Below are 19,674 nucleotides of genomic sequence, written 5' to 3'. Positions count from 1 at the left end.
GTTTTAGTATTTGCACCCTCTCCTGTGGGAGAGGGGCGGGGTGAGGGCATCAGGCGGCATTCAGCAAACCTGACGTTTCTCCCACCCGTTTTCCTGCGCCGTAAACCCTAACGCCTGCATAAACGCCGCCATCACGCCGCGGTCTTCCACGCCCACGTCGGCCATCCACCAGGAGGTAACGTTCGGGTTTTCACGGATTATTTCTTCAATTAAATACTGCCCCACACCGCGACGACGGGTCACGTCACGTACGCGCAGTGAGTCCAGCGCCCCTTCGGTGCCGCTCAGCGTCACGCGAACCGCGGCGAGCAGACGCTCGTTAAAGCGCGCGGCGTAGATGCGGTGTGTCTCATCGACACGGAGCGACGAAGGGGAATATTCCGGCCAGATCTTGCCCAGGTCGATATGATCCTGGTCGCTAAAGGTCACCAGACGCACGATAGTCAGTTTCATTAGCTGCTTGTCCAAATCAAATTGAGTAGGGGCAGTGTACTCAATTTATTCCCTCAGCGGCTTCCTCTTTTTATCCCGGCCCACCAGGTGATTAGTTTTTTGGCAGCGCGAAGGGCAGTTTGAAAACACATGGATCGAAAAATAAGCAGAATTTTAACCTGAATGGCAGTGAATTATTCGGCGCTTTGTACCGTTATTTTATGCTGCAAACTGCAATTTTATTTGTTTATCTCTGCCTTGTTTCAGAATATTATCTTTGCTTAATCGCCTGAAAAATAGAGATTTTAGTCTGGTTTTTATGAAAAAACTGCGCTAAACCATTAAAGGCGCTGGTAAAAATAGCGTTGTGCATTAAAAGTACAGAATGCTTTTTAACCATAATAAAACAAAATATATACACGACATCACGAATGGGGATTCAGAGATGAAAAGGAACGCGAAGACGTTACTCGCGGGGATGGTTGCATTGGCGATTTCGCATGCAGCCATGGCGGAAGATATTAAGGTTGCTGTAGTGGGTGCGATGTCCGGTCCTGTTGCCCAGTGGGGGGATATGGAGTTCAACGGTGCTCGCCAGGCAATCAAAGACATCAACGCCAAAGGCGGCATCAAAGGCGACAAGCTGGTTGGCGTGGAATATGACGACGCCTGCGATCCCAAACAGGCCGTCGCGGTCGCTAACAAAATCGTGAACGATGGCATCCAGTACGTGATTGGCCACCTGTGCTCGTCGTCCACCCAGCCTGCGTCGGATATCTACGAAGACGAAGGCATTCTGATGATTACCCCGGGCGCAACCAACCCTGAACTGACTCAGCGCGGTTATCAGCACATCATGCGTACTGCCGGTCTGGACTCGTCTCAGGGACCAACCGCCGCCCGATACATCCTCGATACCGTCAAGCCGACGCGCATCGCCATTATTCATGACAAACAGCAGTACGGCGAAGGCCTGGCGCGTTCCGTTCAGGACGGGCTGAAAAAAGGCGGCGCGAATATCGTCTTCTTTGATGGCATCACCGCTGGCGAGAAAGATTTCTCCGCGCTGATCGCCCGTCTGCAAAAAGAGAATATCGATTTTGTTTACTACGGCGGCTACTACCCGGAAATGGGTCAGATGCTGCGTCAGGCGCGTTCGGTCGGGCTGAAAACCCAGTTTATGGGGCCAGAAGGCGTCGGTAACGCCTCCCTGTCGAACATCGCCGGGGACGCAGGCGAAGGCATGCTGGTGACGATGCCAAAACGCTATGACCAGGATCCTGCGAACAAGGCTATCGTAGACGCGCTCAAGGCGCAGAAGAAAGATCCAAGTGGTCCGTACGTCTGGATCACCTATGCGGCGGTGCAGTCTCTGGCAACCGCGCTGGATCGCACCGGCAGCAAAGAACCGCTGGATCTGGTGAAGGATTTAAAAGCACACGGGGCGAACACCGTGATTGGGCCGCTGAACTGGGATGAGAAAGGCGATCTGAAGGGATTTGAGTTTGGTGTCTTTAAGTGGCACGCCGACGGTTCGTCCTCGGTCGCCAAATAATTATCCCACCGCCCGGACCGCCGGGCGGGTATAAAAAGGTTTGCATATGTCCGAGCAGTTTCTCTATTTCCTGCAGCAGATGTTTAACGGCGTCACGCTGGGAAGCACCTACGCGCTGATCGCCATCGGCTACACGATGGTTTACGGCATTATCGGCATGATTAACTTCGCCCACGGCGAGGTCTACATGATCGGTAGCTATGTCTCCTTTATGATTATCGCCGCCCTGATGATGATGGGTATCGACAGCAGCTGGCTGCTGGTCGCCGCCGGGTTTGTCGGCGCGATTGTGATTGCCAGCGCCTATGGCTGGAGCATTGAACGCGTGGCGTACCGGCCGGTGCGTAGCTCCAAACGCCTGATTGCGCTGATCTCCGCCATCGGGATGTCGATCTTCCTGCAAAACTACGTCAGCCTGACGGAAGGCTCGCGCGACGTGGCGCTGCCAAGCCTGTTCAACGGTCAGTGGGTGGTCGGTGCCAGCGAGAACTTCTCTGCCTCTATCACCACCATGCAGCTGGTGATCTGGGTGGTGACCTTCGTTGCAATGCTCGCCCTGACGGTCTTTATCCGCTACTCGCGTATGGGACGCGCCTGCCGTGCCTGCGCAGAAGATCTGAAGATGGCGAGCCTGCTTGGCATCAACACCGACCGCGTTATCGCCCTGACCTTTGTGATTGGGGCAGCGATGGCGGCGGTCGCGGGTGTCCTGCTGGGGCAGTTCTACGGCGTTATCAACCCGTACATCGGCTTTATGGCCGGGATGAAAGCCTTCACCGCGGCGGTCCTGGGCGGTATCGGCAGTATTCCAGGCGCGATGATTGGCGGCCTGATCCTGGGCGTGGCCGAAGCGCTCTCCTCCGCGTATCTGAGTACGGAATATAAAGATGTGGTGTCGTTTGCCCTGCTGATTCTGGTTCTGCTGGTAATGCCTACCGGTATTCTGGGTCGTCCGGAGGTAGAGAAAGTATGAAACCGATGCATTTCGCAATGGCGCTCCTCTCAGCCGCCATGTTCTTCGTGCTGGCAGGCGTCTTTATGGGCGTCCAGTTAGAGCTGGACGGCACAAAACTGGTGGTGGATACCGCCGCTGACATTCGCTGGCAGTGGATATTCATTGGCACCGCGGTCGTGTTTCTGTTCCAGATGCTGCGTCCTGTGTTCCAGAAGACGCTGAAAAGTGTCTCCGGTCCGAAATTCGTTCTGCCGGCTCTCGACGGCTCAACCGTTAAGCAGAAGCTGTTCTTCGTGGCGCTGCTGGTGGCTGCGGTGGCGTGGCCGTTTGTGGTCTCTCGCGGTACGGTCGATATCGCGACCCTGACCATGATCTACGTGATCCTCGGTCTGGGCCTGAACGTGGTGGTGGGGCTGTCTGGCCTGCTGGTGCTGGGCTACGGTGGTTTCTACGCCATCGGGGCCTATACCTTCGCGCTACTGAACCACTATTACGGTCTCGGCTTCTGGACCTGTCTGCCGCTGGCGGGCCTGGTCTCCGCCGCGGCGGGCTTCCTGCTGGGCTTCCCGGTCTTACGCCTGCGCGGTGACTATCTGGCGATTGTGACCTTAGGCTTCGGCGAAATCGTGCGTATCCTGCTGCTCAACAACACCGAAGTGACCGGCGGCCCGAACGGGATCAGCCAGATCCCGAAACCGACCTTCTTTGGTCTGGAGTTCAGCCGTACGGCTCGCGAAGGGGGCTGGGATACCTTCAGCAACTTCTTTGGCGTGAAGTACGATCCGTCCGACCGGGTGATTTGGCTCTACCTGGTGGCGCTGCTGCTGGTGGTGCTTACCCTGTTCGTGATTAACCGTCTGCTGCGTATGCCGCTGGGCCGTGCGTGGGAAGCGCTGCGTGAAGATGAAATCGCCTGCCGTTCGCTGGGCCTCAACCCGACCCGCATCAAGCTGACTGCGTTTACCATCAGCGCCGCGTTTGCCGGTTTTGCCGGTACACTGTTTGCCGCGCGTCAGGGCTTTGTCAGCCCCGAATCGTTTACCTTTGCCGAATCTGCCTTTGTACTGGCGATTGTGGTGCTCGGCGGTATGGGCTCGCAGTTTGCCGTTATCCTGGCGGCCATTCTGCTGGTGGTCTCCCGTGAGCTGATGCGCGACTTTAACGAATACAGCATGCTGATGCTGGGTGGTTTGATGGTGCTGATGATGATCTGGCGTCCGCAGGGCTTGCTGCCGATGACCCGTCCACAGCTGAAGCTGAAAAACGGGCAAGCGAAAGGAGAGCAGGCATGAGCCAGCCATTATTATCCGTTAACGGCCTGATGATGCGTTTTGGCGGCCTGCTGGCCGTCAACAACGTGAATCTGGATCTGCACAAGAAAGAGATTGTCTCCCTGATTGGCCCTAACGGCGCGGGGAAAACCACGGTCTTTAACTGCCTGACCGGTTTCTACAAGCCGACGGGCGGCACCATCAAGCTGCGCGACCAGCATCTGGAAGGGCTTCCGGGCCAGCAGATTGCCCGCATGGGGGTGGTGCGTACCTTCCAGCACGTGCGTCTGTTCCGCGAGATGACGGTGATAGAGAACCTGCTGGTGGCGCAACACCTGCAGCTCAAAACCGGCCTTTTCTCTGGCCTGCTGAAAACCCCGGCCTTCCGCCGTGCTCAGGATGAAGCGCTCGACCGCGCCGCCACCTGGCTCGACCGTATCGGCCTGCTGCAGCATGCGAACCGTCAGGCCAGCAACCTGGCCTACGGTGACCAGCGTCGTCTGGAGATCGTACGCTGCATGGTGACGCAGCCAGAAATCCTGATGCTCGATGAACCGGCGGCAGGGCTTAATCCGAAAGAGACCAAAGAGCTGGACGAGTTGATTGCCGAACTGCGCGATCATCACGACACCACCATCCTGCTGATTGAGCATGACATGAAGCTGGTGATGGGCATTTCTGACCGTATCTACGTGGTAAACCAGGGCACGCCGCTGGCAAACGGGACGCCGGAAGAGATCCGCAACAACCCGGACGTGATCCGTGCATACCTGGGTGAGGCATAAGATGGAAAAAGCGATGTTAACGTTCGACAAGGTTAATGCTCACTACGGCAAGATACAGGCGCTGCACGACGTCAGCCTGCATATCAATCAGGGCGAAATCGTCACCCTGATTGGCGCGAACGGTGCGGGTAAAACCACGCTGCTCGGCACCCTGTGCGGCGACCCGCGCGCCACCAGCGGGCGGATTGTCTTTGATGGCAAAGATATTACCGACTGGCAAACCGCCAGAATCATGCGTGAAGCGGTGGCGATTGTCCCGGAAGGGCGTCGCGTCTTCTCACGAATGACGGTGGAAGAGAACCTTGCGATGGGCGGCTTCTTTGCTGACCGCGACCAGTACCAGTCCCGCATCAAATGGGTCTATGAGCTGTTTCCGCGTTTGTGGGAGCGCCGTATTCAGCGGGCCGGCACGATGTCCGGTGGTGAACAGCAGATGCTGGCGATTGGCCGCGCGCTGATGAGCCAGCCGCGTTTGCTGCTGCTGGATGAACCGTCGCTCGGTCTTGCGCCGATCATCATTCAGCAGATCTTCGACACCATCGAACAGCTGCGTAAAGAGGGGATGACCATCTTCCTCGTCGAGCAGAACGCCAACCAGGCGCTGAAGCTCGCCGACCGCGGCTACGTGCTGGAAAACGGCCACGTGGTGCTCTCCGATACCGGCGACGCGCTGCTGGCAAACGAAGCGGTGCGAAGCGCCTATCTCGGCGGCTAGATAAAAGCAAAAGCAAAAAGGCAACGTCAGTTGCCTTTTTTCATGCAGGGCACCAGACCGCACCGAACTTACCCCAACCGCCTTCACACAACCATCATCCGCCTGACGTTTTGTTGTCATCTCACTGTAAAGAAACAGTTATTTTTCTGTCATTCGAGCATGTCATGTTACCTCGCGAGCATAAAAACGCGTGATATCGCGCATCCGGCACAATAAGAGAGATGACAATGACATCGTTACGACACACAGCTTTGGGTCTGGCAATGGGGCTGACTTTTGCGGCGAACGCAATGGCTGTCACCACCATTCCGTTCTGGCATTCCATGGAAGGGGAGTTGGGTAAAGAAGTTGACTCCCTGGCGCAGCGTTTCAACGACACCCATCCGGATTACAAAATTGTGCCGGTGTACAAAGGTAACTACGAGCAGAGCCTGAGCGCGGGCATTGCCGCTTTCCGTACCGGTAATGCACCTGCGCTGCTTCAGGTTTACGAAGTCGGTACTGCGACCATGATGGCCTCTAAAGCCATTAAACCGGTCTACGAAGTGTTTAAAGACGCAGGTATCAACTTCGACGAATCGCAGTTCGTGCCGACCGTGGCGGGTTACTACACCGATTCCAAAACCGGTCATCTGCTGTCTCAGCCGTTTAACAGCTCCACGCCGGTGCTGTACTACAACAAAGACGCCTTCAAGAAAGCCGGTTTAGATCCGGAACAACCGCCAAAAACCTGGCAGGATCTGGCGGCGTACACCGCTAAGCTGAAAGCGGCGGGGATGAAGTGCGGCTACGCCAGCGGCTGGCAGGGCTGGATCCAGATTGAAAACTTCAGCGCCTGGCACGGCCTGCCGGTGGCCACCAAAAACAACGGCTTCGACGGCACCGACGCGGTACTGGAGTTCAACAAGCCAGAGCAGGTGAAGCACATCGCTCTGCTCGCCGATCTCAACAAGAAGGGCGATTTCAGCTACTTCGGGCGTAAAGACGAATCCACCGAGAAGTTCTACAACGGTGACTGCGCGATTACGACCGCCTCTTCCGGCTCTCTGGCGGATATCCGTCATTACGCAAAATTCAACTACGGCGTAGGCATGATGCCTTACGACGCTGATGTGAAAGGCGCACCGCAGAACGCCATCATCGGTGGGGCGAGCCTGTGGGTCATGCAGGGCAAAGACAAGGGCACCTACAAGGGCGTGGCCGAGTTCCTCGACTTCCTGGCGAAACCAGAGAATGCTGCCGAATGGCATCAGAAAACCGGCTACCTGCCTATCACCACGGCCGCGTATGACCTGACCCGCGAGCAGGGCTTCTACAGCAAAAACCCGGGCGCGGATATCGCGACGCGTCAGATGCTCAACAAGCCGCCATTGCCGTTCACCAAAGGCCTGCGTCTGGGGAACATGCCGCAGATCCGTACCATCGTAGATGAAGAGCTGGAAAGCGTGTGGACCGGGAAGAAAACCCCACAGCAGGCGCTGGATTCTGCGGTAGAGCGCGGTAATCAGCTGCTGCGACGCTTTGAGCAATCAACAAAGTCTTAATCATTTTACCCTCATCCTGTCCCTCTCCCTGCGGGAAGGGCTGGGGTGAGGGCTACCTATGCTGAGCTAAACTATGTCCTCATCCCGTCCGGTGTTCCGTTCGCGCTGGCTGCCGTATTTGCTGGTCGCGCCGCAGCTGGTCATCACCGTTATCTTCTTTATCTGGCCTGCGGGCGAGGCGCTCTGGTACTCGGTACAAAGCGTCGATCCGTTTGGGCTTTCCAGCCAGTTTGTCGGGCTGGACAACTTTACCGCACTGTTCCATGACAGCTATTACCTCGACGCCTTCTGGACGACCATGAAGTTCAGCGCGCTGGTCACTGTCAGCGGCCTTGTCGCATCGCTCTTTTTCGCGGCGCTGGTGGATTACGTGGTGCGCGGCAGCCGTCTGTATCAGACGCTGATGCTGCTACCTTACGCCGTGGCGCCTGCCGTCGCCGCCGTGCTGTGGATCTTCCTGTTTAATCCAGGGCGCGGGCTGATTACCCATTTTCTGGCGGAGTTCGGCTACGACTGGAACCACGCCCAGAACAGCGGTCAGGCGATGTTCCTGGTGGTCTTCGCGTCGGTGTGGAAACAGATCAGCTACAACTTCCTGTTCTTCTTTGCTGCGCTGCAGTCTATTCCGCGCTCGCTGATTGAAGCCGCGGCGATTGATGGTGCAGGGCCGGTCCGTCGTTTCTTTAGGCTGTCGCTGCCGCTGATTGCCCCGGTGAGTTTCTTCCTGCTGGTGGTCAACCTGGTTTACGCCTTCTTCGACACCTTCCCGGTGATCGACGCCGCCACGGCCGGTGGCCCGGTGCAGGCCACGACGACGCTTATCTATAAGATCTATCGCGAAGGCTTTGCCGGTCTGGATCTCTCGGCATCCGCCGCCCAGTCGGTCGTGCTGATGTTCCTCGTCATCCTTCTCACGGTAGTGCAGTTCCGTTATGTCGAAAGTAAGGTGCGCTACCAATGATCGAGAACCGTCGCGGGCTGACGATGTTCAGCCACACCATGCTGATTTTGGGCATCATCGTCATTCTGTTCCCGCTGTACGTGGCCTTCGTTGCCGCCACGCTGGACACCAAAGCGGTGTTTGATACGCCGATGACGCTGATCCCTGGTGGGCATCTTTTCGAAAACATGAAAACCATCTGGACCCAGGGCGTGGGCGCTAACAGCGCGCCATTCTGGCTGATGATGCTGAACAGCTTCATCATGGCGTTCGGTATTACGGTGGGCAAAATCACGGTGTCGATGCTCTCGGCCTTCGCCATCGTCTGGTTCCGCTTTCCCCTGCGTAACCTGTTCTTCTGGATGATCTTCATCACCCTGATGCTGCCGGTCGAAGTGCGTATCTTCCCGACGGTGGAAGTGATCGCTAACCTGAAGATGCTGGACAGCTACGCAGGTTTAACCCTGCCGCTGATGGCCTCGGCCACCGCCACCTTCCTGTTCCGCCAGTTCTTTATGACCCTGCCGGACGAGCTGATTGAGGCCGCGCGTATTGACGGAGCCTCGCCGATGCGCTTCTTCCGTGACATCGTGCTGCCGCTGTCGAAAACCAACCTTGCGGCGCTGTTTGTCATCACCTTTATCTACGGCTGGAACCAGTATCTGTGGCCGCTGCTGATTATTCAGGACGTCAATCTTGGCACCGCCGTGGCGGGCATCAAAGGCATGATCGCCACCGGTGAAGGCACCACGCTCTGGAATCAGGTGATGGCGGCGATGCTGCTCACCCTTATCCCCCCGGTCGTTATCGTTTTAGCCATGCAGCGTGCGTTCGTGCGTGGTTTAGTGGACAGTGAGAAATAAGATGGCAGGTTTAAAATTACAGGCAGTGACCAAAAGCTGGGACAACAAAACCCAGGTCATTCAGCCGTTAACGCTCGACGTGGCGGACGGGGAATTTATCGTGATGGTTGGCCCGTCAGGCTGCGGAAAATCGACGCTGCTGCGCATGGTTGCCGGGCTTGAACGTGTGACCAGCGGCGATATCTGGATCGATCGCCAGCGCGTGACCGAGATGGAGCCGAAGGACCGGGGCATCGCGATGGTGTTTCAGAACTACGCCCTTTACCCGCACATGAGCGTGGAAGAGAACATGGCCTGGGGGCTGAAAATCCGCGGGATGGGCAAAAGCCATATCGATGAGCGCGTGAAAGAGGCGGCGCGTATTCTGGAACTGGATGGCCTGCTCAAGCGACGTCCGCGTGAACTGTCCGGCGGACAGCGCCAGCGTGTGGCGATGGGGCGCGCCATTGTGCGTGACCCTGCGGTGTTCCTGTTCGACGAGCCGCTCTCAAACCTTGATGCCAAGCTGCGCGTGCAGATGCGCCTTGAGCTGCAGCAGCTGCACCGTCGTCTGAAAACCACCTCCCTGTATGTGACGCACGATCAGGTGGAAGCGATGACCCTCGCCCAGCGCGTGATGGTGATGAACAAAGGCGTCGCCGAGCAGATTGGCACCCCGGTAGAGGTATACGAGAAACCGGCCTCCCGCTTTGTGGCGAGCTTTATTGGCAGCCCGGCGATGAACCTGCTGGAAGGGCGGCTCAGCAGCGCCGGTACGCACTTTGAGCTGGAAAGTGGGATGGCGCTGCCCGTAAACGGGTACTATCGTAGCTATGCCGGGCGTAAGATGACGCTCGGTATCCGCCCGGAACATATTGGGTTAACCTCACAGGCGGAAGGCGGCGTGCCGCTGGTCATGGACACGCTGGAGATGCTGGGGGCTGACAACCTGGCGCACGGACGTTGGGGTGAACAAAAAATGGTGGTGCGTCTGGCCCATCAGGAGCGCCCTAAAGCAGGCAGCACGCTGTGGCTGCATCTGCCGGAAAATCACCTGCACGTATTCGACGGTGAAACAGGACAACGTATATGAGTAACTGGCCTTATCCCCACATCGTCGCCCACCGGGGCGGCGGTAAACTGGCGCCGGAAAACACGCTGGCGGCTATCGATATGGGCGCGCATTACGGTCACACGATGATCGAGTTCGACGCCAAGCTATCGAAAGACGGCGAGATTTTCCTTCTGCATGATGACAACCTCGAACGCACCAGCAATGGCTGGGGCGTGGCGGGAGACCTGCCGTGGCGCGATCTGCTGAACGTCGACGCCGGAAGCTGGTACAGCAGCGAGTTCAAAGGCGAGCCGCTGCCGCTGCTGGCGGAAGTGGCTGACCGCTGTCGTCTGCACGGCATGATGGCCAATATCGAAATCAAACCAACCACCGGCACCGGGCCACTCACAGGTAAAGTCATTGCGCTGGCCGCGCGTGAGCTGTGGGAGGGCATGACGCCACCCCTGCTGTCGTCGTTTGACATTGATGCCCTGGAGGCGGCGCAGGCGTCCGTTCCGGCGTTGCCGCGCGGACTGCTGCTCGACACGTGGCGTGATGACTGGCGTGAGCTGACCAGCCGTTTAGGGTGTGTGTCTATTCACCTGAACCACGCGCTGCTGGATGAGGCGCGGGTAAAAATGTTGAAAGAGGCGGGGCTGCATATCCTGGTCTATACCGTCAACAAACCCCAGCGCGCGGCAGAGCTGCTGCGCTGGGGGGTGGACAGTATCTGTACCGATGCGATTGACGTAATCGGCCCGAACTTTAGTTCTGCGAAGAATTAAGCATCCCGCCATTCGACGGTGACTGGGACGGCAGCATATGCTGCTGTCCGCTGCCCGACGAGGTCATCCCGCCCAGCATTCCGCCGTTCGGGTTAGGCAGCGGCTGCTCACGCACCTGACCCTGCTGTATGCGCTGGGTGTTGGTGTTCATCTGATTTTGCAGGCTTTGCTGCTGCATCTGGGTCTGCGTTTTCAACTGCTGGTTCAGCATCCCTTTCTGCTGTTGCTGCTGGCTCATCATCTCCGTTTGCATACGCTGCTGGCTTGGAATGACGTAGCCCTGCTGGTTCGGGTTGTTCATCGTATTGAGTGGCTGTGCGAGCGCGGCAAACGGAAGCAGCGCCGTAAGAATCAGTAAGCGTTTCATTGTCATCTCCCTTCTTTTGAGGCTTCTCTTAAGTTTACCCTGATTTCACCATGACGATGATTTTTTAGGAGTTGTGAACCAGGCTTAAGCGGGGAATATGGCCCTCTTCACCTGGAGAACAATAATGATGAAACCAACGTTTTTGCGCTGGATAGCGATCGCCGCGCTGATGGCAGGCGGCACATTTAGCGTGGCGGCCAACCCGCCAGCGGCTCCGCCAGTCTCGTACGGCGTGGAGGAAGATGTTTTTCATCCCGTGCGGGCAACGCAGGGTATGGTGGCGTCGGTGGATGCGCTGGCAACGAAAGTGGGCGTCGATATTCTCCGGCAGGGCGGTAATGCGGTGGATGCGGCAGTCGCGGTGGGCTATGCGCTGGCGGTGACGCATCCGCAGGCGGGGAACCTGGGCGGCGGCGGCTTTATGATGCTGCGGACCAAAGACGGCAAAACCACCGCCATCGACTTCCGTGAGATGGCCCCCGGACAGGCTTCCCGCGATATGTTCCTTGACGATCAAGGCAACCCGGACAGCAAAAAATCCCTGACCTCGCACCTCGCCTCCGGTACGCCGGGCACCGTCGCAGGCTTCTCCCTGGCGCTGGAAAAATATGGCACCCTGCCGCTCAACAAAGTGGTACAGCCTGCGATTAAGCTCGCCCGCGAAGGTTTTGTGGTGAATGACGCCCTGGCTGACGATCTTAAAACCTATGGCAGCGAAGTGATTCCGAATCACGAAAACAGCAAGGCTATCTTCTGGAAAGACGGTGAACCGCTGAAGAAGGGCGATAAGCTGGTGCAGAAGAACCTGGCGAAAAGTCTGGAGCTGATTGCGGAGCACGGCCCGGATGCGTTCTACAAAGGGGCGATTGCCGACCAGATTGCCGAAGAGATGCAAAAGAACGGTGGGCTTATCACCAAAGCGGATCTCGCGGAGTACAAGGCCGTCGAGCGTGAGCCGATTCACGGAAGCTATCGCGGCTATGACGTTTTCTCGATGCCACCGCCGTCTTCCGGCGGCATTCACATCGTGCAGATCCTCAACATTCTTGAAAACTTCGATATGCACAAGTTCGGCTTCGGCAGTGCGGATGCCATGCAGGTGATGGCAGAGGCGGAAAAACGCGCCTACGCCGACCGTTCAGAATACCTGGGCGACCCGGACTTCGTGAAGGTGCCGTGGCAGGCGCTGACCAATAAAGCCTATGCCAAATCGATTGCTGATGAGATTGACATCAACAAGGCCAAACCGTCGAGCGAGATCCGCCCGGGCAAGCTGGCACCGTATGAGAGCAACCAGACCACCCACTTCTCGGTGGTGGATAAAGACGGTAACGCGGTGGCGGTGACCTATACCCTCAACACCACCTTTGGTACAGGCATCGTGGCAGGCAACAGCGGGATTCTGCTCAATAACGAGATGGATGACTTCTCGGCCAAACCGGGCGTGCCGAACGTCTACGGGCTGGTGGGTGGGGATGCGAATGCGGTCGGACCGAAGAAGCGTCCGCTATCGTCCATGTCGCCTACCATCGTGGTCAAAGACGGTAAAACCTGGCTGGTGACAGGCAGCCCTGGCGGCAGCCGTATTATCACCACGGTGCTGCAGATGGTGGTGAACAGCATCGACTTTGGAATGAATGTCGCCGAAGCGACGAACGCACCACGTTTCCATCATCAGTGGCTGCCGGACGAGCTGCGTGTTGAGAAGGGCTTTAGCCCGGACACCTTAAAACTGCTGGAGCAGCGCGGACAGAAGGTGGCGCTGAAAGAGGCAATGGGCAGCACCCAGAGCATTATGGTCGGCCCGGACGGCACGCTGTTTGGGGCCTCGGATCCGCGTTCGGTGGATGATTTGACGGCGGGGTTCTGATTTTATTGCCCGGTAAGCGTCGCGTTACCGGGCAATTTATCACTTCAGCCGCGCCATGTAATACGCGTCCACATAGTCGCCGTTACGCAGGGCGAAGTTCCTGCCGGTCCCTTCGATTTCAAACCCAAACTTCTTATACAGCGCCAGTGCCGCAGGGTTATCCGCAAAAACCGTGAGCTCAATGCGTTCAATGCGCAACCAGTTGTCGCAGAGATTGACCATTTCGCGCATGAGCGCACGACCCACACCGCGTCCCTGTACATCAGCGGCCACGCTAATGCCGAACGTTGCAACGTGGCTGCGGCGGGGATTTTCCATCACATCGAGTGCCATATGCCCAACCACTCGCTGGTCAAGACAGGCGACGAGATGCCGTCTTCCCGGTTTCGTCGCGACCCGGTCATGCCACATATCCATTGAGGGATGGGGAAGTTGTAGCGTGTCGTGATACACCCCAGGATGCGACATAATGTCACGTAACGCTTCTGCATCGCGGGCTTCGATATGGCGTATCACAATCTCACTCATTCCTTCATCCTCAGTCAGTTAAACGTCCATTCCAACATCAGTGAGATTAAAATTTGAGTCAACTGCTAATTTTTGCAAAAAAGATTGGACAAGTGCGAATGAGAATGATTATTATTGCTATGCGTTCAGGAAGACCCCTACGGGAACCTGAAAGCACGACATTGCTCACATTGCTTCCAGTATTACTTTAGCCAGCTTTTAGCTGGCTTTTTTTTTGTCTTTTTTCGCCCGCTCCCCGTGGAAGAGGGCTGGGGTGAGGGCAAAACTTGCGCTATGGTTGCACTCAGTAACCTTAAAAAGGACTGAGCCATGACATTACATTGCGCATTTATTGGATTTGGCAAAAGCACCACGCGTTACCACCTTCCGTATGTTCTCAACCGCAAAGACAGCTGGCACGTTGCCCATATCTACCGGCGTCGCGCGAAGCCGGAAGAGCAGTCTCCCCAGTACTCCCATATTCATTTCACCAGCGATCTTGATGAGGTCCTCAACGATCCGCAGGTCAAACTGGTGATTGTCTGTACCCATGCTGACAGCCATTTCGAGTACGCAAAACGCGCGCTGGAGGCGGGCAAAAACGTGCTGGTGGAAAAGCCGTTTACCCCGACAATGGCAGAGGCGAAAACGTTGTTTGACCTGGCGAAGCGCAAAGGGCTGACCGTTACGCCGTACCAAAACCGCCGCTTTGACAGCTGCTTCCTGACGGCAAAAAAAGTGATTGAGAGCGGTAAACTGGGTGACATCGTCGAGATTGAAAGCCACTTTGATTACTACCGCCCGGTGGCCGAAACGCATCCCGGCCTGCCGCAGGATGGCTCATTCTATGGTCTGGGCGTGCATACGCTCGATCAAATCATCTCTCTGTTTGGCCGACCGGACCACATGGCGTACGACATCCGCAGCCTGCGCAACAAAGCCAATCCGGATGACACCTTCGAAGCCCAGCTGTTTTACGGCGACCTGAAAGCCATCGTCAAAACCAGCCATCTGGTGAAAATTGACTACCCGAAATTTATTGTGCATGGCACCCGAGGCTCGTTTATCAAGTACGGTATCGACCAGCAGGAGACCAGCCTGAAGGCGAACATTATGCCCGGCGACCCGGGGTTTGCGGCGGATGACTCCGTGGGCGTGCTGGAGTACGTCAACGCAGAGGGCATCACCGTTAAAGAGGACGTAAAACCCGAAGCGGGTGACTACGGACGCGTTTACGATGCGCTGTATGAGACCCTGACTAACGGTGCGCCCAATTACGTCAAGGAATCTGAAGTTATGACCAATCTCGAACTCCTTGAACGGGCCTTCGAACAGGCCTCTCCTGCCACGATAACCCTCGCCAGATAAGAAATTATGACTCCTCTTTGCTTGTTCTAAATTTTTGAACAGAGGAGTCAATTTTCACCCTCTATGATCCCAGGCCGTTTGCGTCCACACTTACTCCATCGAAACGAACTGAGGGTGAAACAATGATCTACTTACGCAAAGCAAACGAACGTGGTCACGCGAATCATGGCTGGCTGGACTCATGGCATTCATTCTCGTTTGCTGACTACTACGACCCGAACTTTATGGGCTTCTCCGCACTGCGCGTCATTAACGATGACGTGATTGATGCAGGCCAGGGCTTCGGTACCCACCCGCACAAAGACATGGAAATCCTGACGTATGTGCTGGAAGGGGCGGTTGAGCACCAGGACAGCATGGGCAACAAAGAGCAGGTTCCGGCGGGCGAGTTCCAGATTATGAGTGCGGGTACCGGGGTGCGTCACTCTGAATACAACCCAAGCAAAACGGAAAAACTGCACCTGTATCAAATCTGGATCATTCCGGAAGAAACCGGCATCACCCCGCGCTACGAACAGCGCCGCTTTGATGCTAAACAGGGCAAACAGCTGGTGCTCTCTCCGGATGCGCGTGACGGTTCGCTGAAAGTGCACCAGGATATGGAACTGTACCGCTGGGCGCTGGCAAAAGACGAACAGTCTGTCCATCAGATTGCCGCTAACCGCCGCGTCTGGATCCAGGTGGTGAAAGGCGAGGTGTCTATTAACGGCACGAAAGCTACCACGGCGGATGGTCTGGCAATCTGGGATGAGCAGGCACTGTCCGTGCATGCCGACAGTGAAAGCGAAATTCTGCTGTTTGATCTGCCACCGGTGTAATAAATCATAAATAAATGCCCATCCTTCCCTTTGACAGGGGAAGGATGGGCTTTGTCCGTGATAAACTGAGCAAATCTATCACTTACGATTTCTCAGGACGATGAAAAAGAAACGCCCCGTACTTCAGGATGTAGCCGATCGCGTCGGTGTGACCAAAATGACGGTCAGCCGGTTTTTACGTAACCCGGAACAGGTTTCCGTGGCGTTGCGTGGCAAGATTGCCGCTGCCCTCGATGAACTGGGGTATATCCCTAACCGCGCCCCCGATATTCTTTCGAATGCGACCAGCCGCGCGGTTGGCGTCCTCCTGCCTTCCTTAACCAACCAGGTTTTTGCCGAAGTGTTGCGCGGCATTGAAAGCGTGACCGATGCCTTTGGCTATCAGACCATGCTCGCCCACTATGGGTACAAGCCGGAACTGGAAGAAGAACGTCTTGAGTCCATGCTCTCCTGGAACATCGACGGTCTGATTTTAACCGAACGTACTCACACCCCCCGTACGCTAAAAATGATTGAAGTGGCAGGCATTCCGGTGGTGGAGCTGATGGACAGCCAGTCGCCGTGTCTCGATATTGCGGTGGGCTTTGATAACTTCGAAGCGGCGCGCCAGATGACGGCGGCTATCATTGCCCGCGGCCATCGCCATATTGCCTACCTGGGTGCACGTCTGGATGAACGTACTATCATCAAACAGAAGGGTTACGAGCAGGCAATGCTCGACGCCGGTTTAACACCGTACAGCGTGATGGTTGAGCAGTCGTCATCCTATACGTCGGGTATTGAGCTGATGCGTCAGGCACGACGCGAGTATCCGCAACTGGACGGTATTTTCTGTACCAACGATGACCTTGCGGTCGGTGCAGCGTTCGAATGCCAGCGTCTGGGGCTGAAGATCCCCGAAGACATGGCGATTGCCGGTTTCCACGGCCACGACATCGGCCAGGTGATGGAACCCCGTCTGGCGAGCGTCCTGACACCGCGTGAACGTATGGGCCGTATTGGCGCAGAACGCCTGCTGGCGCGCATACGTGGCGAGATGGTGACGCCGAAAATGTTAGATTTAGGTTTCACCTTGTCACCGGGTGGATCTATTTAAGCTGACAAATTTGAAGTGGGTCACACTTATTCACTTCGCGCACGTTTGGATATTGCTTCTCTTTTGCCCCGGCAGGACAATGTTACCGATAACTGTTACCCGTAACAATTGACTGAGGGACACCCTTTGAGCACGACTAATCATGATCACCACGTTTACGTCCTGATGGGCGTTTCCGGTAGCGGTAAATCTGCCGTGGCCAGCGAAGTGGCGCATCAACTTCATGCGGCGTTTCTTGATGGCGACTTCCTCCATCCGCGCAGCAATATCATGAAAATGGCCTCCGGCGAGCCGCTGAACGATGACGACCGCAAACCGTGGTTGCAGGCGCTGAATGACGCCGCGTTCGCGATGCAGCGTACCAACAAGGTCTCCCTGATCGTCTGCTCCGCGCTGAAAAAAACCTACCGCGACCTGCTGCGTGACGGCAACCCGAACCTCTCTTTCATCTACCTGAAAGGCGATTTCGAGGTGATTGAGAGCCGTCTGAAGGCGCGTAAAGGCCACTTCTTCAAAACCCAGATGCTGGTGACGCAGTTCGAAGCGTTGCAGGAGCCGGGTGACGATGAGAAAGACGTCTTAGTGATTGATATCGATCAGTCACTGGAGGGTGTTGTTGCCAGCACCATCGAGGTCATTAATAAAAGGCAGTAAGTTTTGAGTACATTAACGCTAGTTTTAACAGCAGTTGGTTCCGTATTGCTGCTGCTGTTTTTAGTGATGAAAGCGCGTATGCATGCTTTCGTTGCCTTAATGGTGGTGTCTATTGGTGCAGGTCTCTTTTCCGGTATGCCGCTCGATAAGATCGCAGCGACGATGGAAAAAGGGATGGGAGGCACGCTGGGTTTCCTGGCCATTGTGGTCGCGCTGGGCGCGATGTTTGGCAAGATCCTGCATGAGACGGGCGCAGTCGACCAGATTGCCGTCAAAATGCTCAAATCCTTCGGACACAGCCGTGCGCACTACGCGATTGGCCTCGCCGGTCTGATTTGTGCGCTGCCGCTGTTCTTCGAAGTGGCCGTGGTGCTGCTGATTAGCGTGGCGTTCTCGATGGCGCGCCATACCGGCACTAACCTCGTGAAGCTGGTGATTCCGCTGTTTGCGGGCGTGGCGGCTGCGGCGGCGTTCCTGTTGCCTGGGCCTGCGCCGATGCTGCTGGCTTCTCAGATGCACGCCGATTTTGGCTGGATGATCCTGATTGGCCTGTGTGCGGCAATCCCGGGAATGATTATTGCCGGCCCGCTGTGGGGCAACTTCATCAGCCGTTACGTTGAGCTTCACATTCCGGATGACGTCACCGAGCCGCACCTTGGCGAAGGCAAAATGCCGTCCTTCGGCTTCAGCCTGGCGCTGATCCTGCTGCCGCTGGTGCTGGTGGGGCTGAAAACCATCGCCGCGCGTTTCGTGCCGGTAGGGTCTACCGCGTACGAATGGTTTGAGTTTATCGGCCACCCGTTCACGGCGATCCTGGTGGCGTGTCTGGTGGCGATGTACGGCCTGGCGATGCGTCAGGGCATGCCGAAAGACAAAGTGATGGAAATCTGCGGCCATGCGCTGCAGCCGGCGGGTATCATTCTGCTGGTGATCGGTGCCGGTGGCGTGTTCAAACAGGTGCTGGTGGATTCCGGCGTGGGTCCGGCGCTGGGCGAAGCCCTGACCGGCATGGGGCTGCCCATTGCGGTGACCTGTTTCGTACTGGCTGCGGCGGTGCGTATCATCCAGGGCTCTGCGACGGTGGCATGTTTAACCGCCGTGGGTCTGGTGATGCCGGTGATTGAACAGCTTAACTACTCCGGTGCCCAGATGGCCGCACTCTCAATCTGTATTGCGGGCGGTTCGATTGTGGTGTCACATGTCAACGACGCCGGCTTCTGGCTGTTCGGTAAATTTACCGGTGCGACCGAAGCGCAAACCCTGAAAACCTGGACGCTGATGGAAACCATCCTCGGCACGACGGGTGCCATTGTCGGGATGATTGCGTTTACGCTGCTGAGTTAAACCCGGCTAAAAGCAAAAGGACAACGTGAGTTGTCCTTTTTTGTTTTTACCTAGCCCTTCATCCACGCGCGGATCCCGTCCAGGAACATCTGCGTCGCCATCATCACCAGAATCAACCCCATCAGGCGCTCCAGCGCGTTTACGCCTTTCTCACCCAGCAGACGCAGGAACAACGACGACTGCAGCAGAATGATAAACGTCCCGCCCCAGGCAATCAGCAAGGCAATCACCAGATGGCTCATCTGATTGGGGTACTGATGCGACAGCAGCATCAGCGTTGCCAGAATCGTCGGTCCGGCGACAAGGGGAATCGCCAGCGGCACAATAAACGGCTCTTCCCCCGCGGGCAGGCCGCTGCTGCTGCCTTCGGCGCTCGGGAAAATCATCTTAATCGCTATCAGGAACAGGATAATCCCACCGGAAATCGAAACCGTTTCGGCACGCAGATTCAGGAAGGCGAGGATTTTCTCACCGGCAAACAGGAAGATGAACATCACCAGCAGCGCGATAAGCAGCTCGCGGATCATGATCGCCCGACGGCGTTTGGGTTCGGTGTGCTTCAGCACCGACATGAAGATAGGCAGGTTGCCCAGAGGATCCATTATCAGGATCAATAAAACCGCCGCGGATATGATTTCACTCATTAAAATTATCCCTGAAACTCTCTATGGTTATTATGATGATTAGCGCTATTTCTGATTGGGGGGCCATCATCGATTAATTTCGCTTGCGACTTTGGCAGCATTTTGTAATGTGAAGCATATCCCAGTTG

At 56.4% G+C, this 19,674-nt stretch carries 20 protein-coding genes; 16 read left to right on the top strand and 4 right to left on the bottom strand.

Features of this window, described 5'->3' with window-relative positions; translation table 11 throughout:
* Nucleotides 1-60: 60 nt before the first annotated feature.
* On the bottom strand, nucleotides 61-453 hold the full coding sequence (panM, locus tag ACMGG3_RS16815) for an aspartate 1-decarboxylase autocleavage activator PanM (RefSeq protein WP_020884545.1): 393 nt from the start codon (nucleotides 451-453) through the stop codon (nucleotides 61-63).
* A gap of 424 nt (nucleotides 454-877) precedes the next feature.
* Between panM and livK the strand changes: the two genes are divergently transcribed.
* The 10 genes from livK to ugpQ all read left to right on the top strand — a co-directional run bounded on the left by livK (nucleotide 878) and on the right by ugpQ (nucleotide 10,878).
* Complete coding sequence (livK, locus tag ACMGG3_RS16810; protein ID WP_049022901.1) at nucleotides 878-1,987, top strand: high-affinity branched-chain amino acid ABC transporter substrate-binding protein LivK; 1,110 nt, start codon at nucleotides 878-880, stop codon at nucleotides 1,985-1,987.
* A gap of 46 nt (nucleotides 1,988-2,033) precedes the next feature.
* Nucleotides 2,034-2,960, top strand: coding sequence for a high-affinity branched-chain amino acid ABC transporter permease LivH (livH, locus tag ACMGG3_RS16805; protein ID WP_020884547.1), 927 nt, complete (start codon nucleotides 2,034-2,036; stop codon nucleotides 2,958-2,960).
* The gene (gene livM / locus ACMGG3_RS16800; RefSeq protein WP_014172003.1) at nucleotides 2,957-4,234 is read left to right on the top strand and encodes a branched chain amino acid ABC transporter permease LivM; all 1,278 of its coding nucleotides are present in this window, start codon (nucleotides 2,957-2,959) and stop codon (nucleotides 4,232-4,234) included. The genes livH and livM overlap by 4 nt, the downstream gene beginning before the upstream one ends.
* The gene (gene livG, locus ACMGG3_RS16795) at nucleotides 4,231-4,998 is read left to right on the top strand and encodes a high-affinity branched-chain amino acid ABC transporter ATP-binding protein LivG (protein WP_014172002.1); all 768 of its coding nucleotides are present in this window, start codon (nucleotides 4,231-4,233) and stop codon (nucleotides 4,996-4,998) included. The genes livM and livG overlap by 4 nt, the downstream gene beginning before the upstream one ends.
* Before the next feature lies 1 nt (nucleotide 4,999).
* Nucleotides 5,000-5,713 carry a high-affinity branched-chain amino acid ABC transporter ATP-binding protein LivF gene (livF, locus tag ACMGG3_RS16790; protein ID WP_020884549.1) on the top strand — a complete coding sequence of 238 codons (714 nt, stop codon included), beginning with the start codon at nucleotides 5,000-5,002 and terminating at the stop codon, nucleotides 5,711-5,713.
* Between the two features lie 227 nt (nucleotides 5,714-5,940).
* Nucleotides 5,941-7,257, top strand: coding sequence for a sn-glycerol-3-phosphate ABC transporter substrate-binding protein UgpB (gene ugpB / locus ACMGG3_RS16785; protein ID WP_032679132.1), 1,317 nt, complete (start codon nucleotides 5,941-5,943; stop codon nucleotides 7,255-7,257).
* Nucleotides 7,258-7,330: 73 nt separating this feature from the next.
* Entirely contained in the window at nucleotides 7,331-8,218 is an 888-nt protein-coding gene (gene ugpA / locus ACMGG3_RS16780) for a sn-glycerol-3-phosphate ABC transporter permease UgpA (RefSeq protein ID WP_414149321.1), read from the top strand.
* Entirely contained in the window at nucleotides 8,215-9,060 is an 846-nt protein-coding gene (gene ugpE, locus ACMGG3_RS16775) for a sn-glycerol-3-phosphate ABC transporter permease UgpE (protein WP_014171997.1), read from the top strand. Before ugpA ends, ugpE begins: the two co-directional genes overlap by 4 nt.
* Before the next feature lies 1 nt (nucleotide 9,061).
* Complete coding sequence (locus ACMGG3_RS16770) at nucleotides 9,062-10,132, top strand: sn-glycerol-3-phosphate import ATP-binding protein UgpC (RefSeq protein ID WP_041162891.1); 1,071 nt, start codon at nucleotides 9,062-9,064, stop codon at nucleotides 10,130-10,132.
* The gene (gene ugpQ, locus ACMGG3_RS16765; protein WP_059305699.1) at nucleotides 10,129-10,878 is read left to right on the top strand and encodes a glycerophosphodiester phosphodiesterase; all 750 of its coding nucleotides are present in this window, start codon (nucleotides 10,129-10,131) and stop codon (nucleotides 10,876-10,878) included. Before ACMGG3_RS16770 ends, ugpQ begins: the two co-directional genes overlap by 4 nt.
* Here ugpQ and ACMGG3_RS16760 read toward each other — a convergent pair.
* Nucleotides 10,859-11,245: a DUF2756 family protein gene (locus tag ACMGG3_RS16760; protein ID WP_020884553.1), complete on the bottom strand. Its 387-nt coding sequence runs from the start codon at nucleotides 11,243-11,245 to the stop codon at nucleotides 10,859-10,861. The genes ugpQ and ACMGG3_RS16760 overlap by 20 nt on opposite strands.
* Before the next feature lie 127 nt (nucleotides 11,246-11,372).
* On the opposite strand from ACMGG3_RS16760, the gene ggt reads away from it, so the two are divergent.
* Nucleotides 11,373-13,115, top strand: coding sequence for a gamma-glutamyltransferase (gene ggt / locus ACMGG3_RS16755; RefSeq protein ID WP_025202845.1), 1,743 nt, complete (start codon nucleotides 11,373-11,375; stop codon nucleotides 13,113-13,115).
* 39 nt (nucleotides 13,116-13,154) lie between these two features.
* Here the strand turns inward: ggt and yhhY are convergent, their stop codons facing one another.
* A complete protein-coding gene (gene yhhY, locus ACMGG3_RS16750) occupies nucleotides 13,155-13,643 on the bottom strand; it encodes an N-acetyltransferase (protein ID WP_014171992.1) in 489 nt (162 codons plus the stop codon).
* A 309-nt stretch (nucleotides 13,644-13,952) separates the two neighbouring features.
* On the opposite strand from yhhY, the gene ACMGG3_RS16745 reads away from it, so the two are divergent.
* From ACMGG3_RS16745 to gntU, 5 genes are all read left to right on the top strand, one after another.
* Nucleotides 13,953-14,990 carry an oxidoreductase gene (locus tag ACMGG3_RS16745; protein ID WP_228176361.1) on the top strand — a complete coding sequence of 346 codons (1,038 nt, stop codon included), beginning with the start codon at nucleotides 13,953-13,955 and terminating at the stop codon, nucleotides 14,988-14,990.
* A 122-nt stretch (nucleotides 14,991-15,112) separates the two neighbouring features.
* Complete coding sequence (locus ACMGG3_RS16740; RefSeq protein ID WP_014171990.1) at nucleotides 15,113-15,808, top strand: pirin family protein; 696 nt, start codon at nucleotides 15,113-15,115, stop codon at nucleotides 15,806-15,808.
* 100 nt (nucleotides 15,809-15,908) lie between these two features.
* Nucleotides 15,909-16,904: a gluconate operon transcriptional repressor GntR gene (gene gntR / locus ACMGG3_RS16735; protein ID WP_044857807.1), complete on the top strand. Its 996-nt coding sequence runs from the start codon at nucleotides 15,909-15,911 to the stop codon at nucleotides 16,902-16,904.
* A gap of 126 nt (nucleotides 16,905-17,030) precedes the next feature.
* Nucleotides 17,031-17,558 carry a gluconokinase gene (gene gntK, locus ACMGG3_RS16730; RefSeq protein WP_414149320.1) on the top strand — a complete coding sequence of 176 codons (528 nt, stop codon included), beginning with the start codon at nucleotides 17,031-17,033 and terminating at the stop codon, nucleotides 17,556-17,558.
* A gap of 3 nt (nucleotides 17,559-17,561) precedes the next feature.
* Nucleotides 17,562-18,902 (top strand): gluconate transporter, encoded by a 1,341-nt coding sequence (gntU, locus tag ACMGG3_RS16725; protein WP_014171987.1) that lies wholly within the window; start codon nucleotides 17,562-17,564, stop codon nucleotides 18,900-18,902.
* A 50-nt stretch (nucleotides 18,903-18,952) separates the two neighbouring features.
* Here the strand turns inward: gntU and yhgN are convergent, their stop codons facing one another.
* Complete coding sequence (gene yhgN / locus ACMGG3_RS16720) at nucleotides 18,953-19,546, bottom strand: NAAT family transporter YhgN (RefSeq protein ID WP_003861574.1); 594 nt, start codon at nucleotides 19,544-19,546, stop codon at nucleotides 18,953-18,955.
* Nucleotides 19,547-19,674: the final 128 nt, after the last annotated feature.

The organism is Enterobacter sp. BNK-18 (genome assembly GCF_047456135.1).
Classification (GTDB): Bacteria; Pseudomonadota; Gammaproteobacteria; order Enterobacterales; family Enterobacteriaceae; genus Enterobacter; species Enterobacter ludwigii.
This window is presented reverse-complemented; position numbering and strand designations above follow the sequence as displayed.

Coding starts and splice junctions, on each gene's coding strand:
- ugpQ (WP_059305699.1), top strand. CDS start 10,129: ATGAGTAACTGGCCTTATCCCCACATCGTCGCCCACCGGGGCGGCGGT.
- livK (WP_049022901.1), top strand. CDS start 878: ATGAAAAGGAACGCGAAGACGTTACTCGCGGGGATGGTTGCATTGGCG.
- livF (WP_020884549.1), top strand. CDS start 5,000: ATGGAAAAAGCGATGTTAACGTTCGACAAGGTTAATGCTCACTACGGC.
- livG (WP_014172002.1), top strand. CDS start 4,231: ATGAGCCAGCCATTATTATCCGTTAACGGCCTGATGATGCGTTTTGGC.
- ugpE (WP_014171997.1), top strand. CDS start 8,215: ATGATCGAGAACCGTCGCGGGCTGACGATGTTCAGCCACACCATGCTG.
- ACMGG3_RS16745 (WP_228176361.1), top strand. CDS start 13,953: ATGACATTACATTGCGCATTTATTGGATTTGGCAAAAGCACCACGCGT.
- panM (WP_020884545.1), bottom strand. CDS start 453: ATGAAACTGACTATCGTGCGTCTGGTGACCTTTAGCGACCAGGATCAT.
- yhgN (WP_003861574.1), bottom strand. CDS start 19,546: ATGAGTGAAATCATATCCGCGGCGGTTTTATTGATCCTGATAATGGAT.
- ACMGG3_RS16740 (WP_014171990.1), top strand. CDS start 15,113: ATGATCTACTTACGCAAAGCAAACGAACGTGGTCACGCGAATCATGGC.
- ugpB (WP_032679132.1), top strand. CDS start 5,941: ATGACATCGTTACGACACACAGCTTTGGGTCTGGCAATGGGGCTGACT.
- livM (WP_014172003.1), top strand. CDS start 2,957: ATGAAACCGATGCATTTCGCAATGGCGCTCCTCTCAGCCGCCATGTTC.
- ACMGG3_RS16760 (WP_020884553.1), bottom strand. CDS start 11,245: ATGAAACGCTTACTGATTCTTACGGCGCTGCTTCCGTTTGCCGCGCTC.
- ACMGG3_RS16770 (WP_041162891.1), top strand. CDS start 9,062: ATGGCAGGTTTAAAATTACAGGCAGTGACCAAAAGCTGGGACAACAAA.
- gntR (WP_044857807.1), top strand. CDS start 15,909: ATGAAAAAGAAACGCCCCGTACTTCAGGATGTAGCCGATCGCGTCGGT.
- ggt (WP_025202845.1), top strand. CDS start 11,373: ATGAAACCAACGTTTTTGCGCTGGATAGCGATCGCCGCGCTGATGGCA.
- livH (WP_020884547.1), top strand. CDS start 2,034: ATGTCCGAGCAGTTTCTCTATTTCCTGCAGCAGATGTTTAACGGCGTC.
- yhhY (WP_014171992.1), bottom strand. CDS start 13,643: ATGAGTGAGATTGTGATACGCCATATCGAAGCCCGCGATGCAGAAGCG.
- ugpA (WP_414149321.1), top strand. CDS start 7,331: ATGTCCTCATCCCGTCCGGTGTTCCGTTCGCGCTGGCTGCCGTATTTG.